Consider the following 2,986-nt stretch of genomic DNA (forward strand, 5'->3'; position numbering starts at 1 on the left):
GTATGTTCTTTGAAAACTAGATAACAGTGTAGCTCATATTTTTTAATTTTTAGTTTGGTTAAGTTAGAAAGGGCGCACGGTGGATGCCTTGACACTAGGAGTCGATGAAGGACGGGACTAACGCCGATATGCTTCGGGGAGCTGTAAGTAAGCTTTGATCCGAAGATTTCCGAATGGGGAAACCCACCATACGTAATGGTATGGTATCCTTATCTGAATACATAGGGTAAGGAAGACAGACCCAGGGAACTGAAACATCTAAGTACCTGGAGGAAGAGAAAGCAAATGCGATTTCCTGAGTAGCGGCGAGCGAAACGGAACATAGCCCAAACCAAGAGGCTTGCCTCTTGGGGTTGTAGGACATTCTATACGGAGTTACAAAGGAACGAGGTAGACGAAGCGACCTGGAAAGGTCCGTCGTAGAGGGTAACAACCCCGTAGTCGAAACTTCGTTCTCTCTTGAATGTATCCTGAGTACGGCGGAACACGTGAAATTCCGTCGGAATCTGGGAGGACCATCTCCCAAGGCTAAATACTCCCTAGTGATCGATAGTGAACCAGTACCGTGAGGGAAAGGTGAAAAGCACCCCGGAAGGGGAGTGAAAGAGATCCTGAAACCGTGTGCCTACAAATAGTCAGAGCCCGTTAACGGGTGATGGCGTGCCTTTTGTAGAATGAACCGGCGAGTTACGATCCCGTGCGAGGTTAAGCTGAAGAGGCGGAGCCGCAGCGAAAGCGAGTCTGAATAGGGCGTTTAGTACGTGGTCGTAGACCCGAAACCAGGTGATCTACCCATGTCCAGGGTGAAGTTCAGGTAACACTGAATGGAGGCCCGAACCCACGCACGTTGAAAAGTGCGGGGATGAGGTGTGGGTAGCGGAGAAATTCCAATCGAACCTGGAGATAGCTGGTTCTCCCCGAAATAGCTTTAGGGCTAGCCTTAAGTGTAAGAGTCTTGGAGGTAGAGCACTGATTGGACTAGGGGTCCTCATCGGATTACCGAATTCAGTCAAACTCCGAATGCCAATGACTTATCCTTAGGAGTCAGACTGCGAGTGATAAGATCCGTAGTCAAAAGGGAAACAGCCCAGACCGCCAGCTAAGGTCCCAAAGTGTGTATTAAGTGGAAAAGGATGTGGAGTTGCTTAGACAACTAGGATGTTGGCTTAGAAGCAGCCACCATTTAAAGAGTGCGTAATAGCTCACTAGTCGAGTGACTCTGCGCCGAAAATGTACCGGGGCTAAATACACCACCGAAGCTGCGGATTGATACCAATGGTATCAGTGGTAGGGGAGCGTTCTAAGGACAGTGAAGTCAGACCGTAAGGACTGGTGGAGTGCTTAGAAGTGAGAATGCCGGTATGAGTAGCGAAAGACGGGTGAGAATCCCGTCCACCGAATGCCTAAGGTTTCCTGAGGAAGGCTCGTCCGCTCAGGGTTAGTCAGGACCTAAGCCGAGGCCGACAGGCGTAGGCGATGGACAACAGGTTGATATTCCTGTACCACCTCTTTATCGTTTGAGCAATGGAGGGACGCAGAAGGATAGAAGAAGCGTGCGATTGGTTGTGCACGTCCAAGCAGTTAGGCTGATAAGTAGGCAAATCCGCTTATCGTGAAGGCTGAGCTGTGATGGGGAAGCTCCTTATGGAGCGAAGTCTTTGATTCCCCGCTGCCAAGAAAAGCTTCTAGCGAGATAAAAGGTGCCTGTACCGCAAACCGACACAGGTAGGCGAGGAGAGAATCCTAAGGTGTGCGAGAGAACTCTGGTTAAGGAACTCGGCAAAATGACCCCGTAACTTCGGGAGAAGGGGTGCTTTCTTAACGGAAAGCCGCAGTGAATAGGCCCAAGCGACTGTTTAGCAAAAACACAGCTCTCTGCGAAGCCGTAAGGCGAAGTATAGGGGGTGACACCTGCCCGGTGCTGGAAGGTTAAGGAGAGGGGTTAGCGTAAGCGAAGCTCTGAACTGAAGCCCCAGTAAACGGCGGCCGTAACTATAACGGTCCTAAGGTAGCGAAATTCCTTGTCGGGTAAGTTCCGACCCGCACGAAAGGTGTAACGATTTGGGCACTGTCTCAACCAGAGACTCGGTGAAATTATAGTACCTGTGAAGATGCAGGTTACCCGCGACAGGACGGAAAGACCCCGTGGAGCTTTACTGTAGCCTGATATTGAATTTTGGTACAGTTTGTACAGGATAGGCGGGAGCCATTGAAACCGGAGCGCTAGCTTCGGTGGAGGCGCTGGTGGGATACCGCCCTGACTGTATTGAAATTCTAACCTACGGGTCTTATCGACCCGGGAGACAGTGTCAGGTGGGCAGTTTGACTGGGGCGGTCGCCTCCTAAAGTGTAACGGAGGCGCCCAAAGGTTCCCTCAGAATGGTTGGAAATCATTCGTAGAGTGCAAAGGCATAAGGGAGCTTGACTGCGAGACCTACAAGTCGAGCAGGGACGAAAGTCGGGCTTAGTGATCCGGTGGTTCCGCATGGAAGGGCCATCGCTCAACGGATAAAAGCTACCCCGGGGATAACAGGCTTATCTCCCCCAAGAGTCCACATCGACGGGGAGGTTTGGCACCTCGATGTCGGCTCATCGCATCCTGGGGCTGTAGTCGGTCCCAAGGGTTGGGCTGTTCGCCCATTAAAGCGGTACGCGAGCTGGGTTCAGAACGTCGTGAGACAGTTCGGTCCCTATCCGTCGTGGGCGTAGGAAATTTGAGAGGAGCTGTCCTTAGTACGAGAGGACCGGGATGGACGCACCGCTGGTGTACCAGTTGTTCTGCCAAGGGCATAGCTGGGTAGCTATGTGCGGAAGGGATAAGTGCTGAAAGCATCTAAGCATGAAGCCCCCCTCAAGATGAGATTTCCCATAGCGTAAGCTAGTAAGATCCCTGAAAGATGATCAGGTTGATAGGTTCGAGGTGGAAGCATGGTGACATGTGGAGCTGACGAATACTAATAGATCGAGGACTTAACCATATAATATG

The 2,986-nt window shown here is 51.2% G+C and carries 1 rRNA gene; it reads left to right on the forward strand.

Features of this window, described 5'->3' with window-relative positions:
* The first annotated feature begins 56 nt into the window (after positions 1 to 56).
* Positions 57 to 2,978 (forward strand): 23S ribosomal RNA (locus tag D1166_RS30780).
* Positions 2,979 to 2,986: the final 8 nt, after the last annotated feature.

This window comes from Bacillus sp. ISO11 (assembly GCF_003458115.1).
GTDB classification, from domain to species: domain Bacteria; phylum Bacillota; class Bacilli; order Bacillales; family Bacillaceae_G; genus Bacillus_A; species Bacillus_A cereus.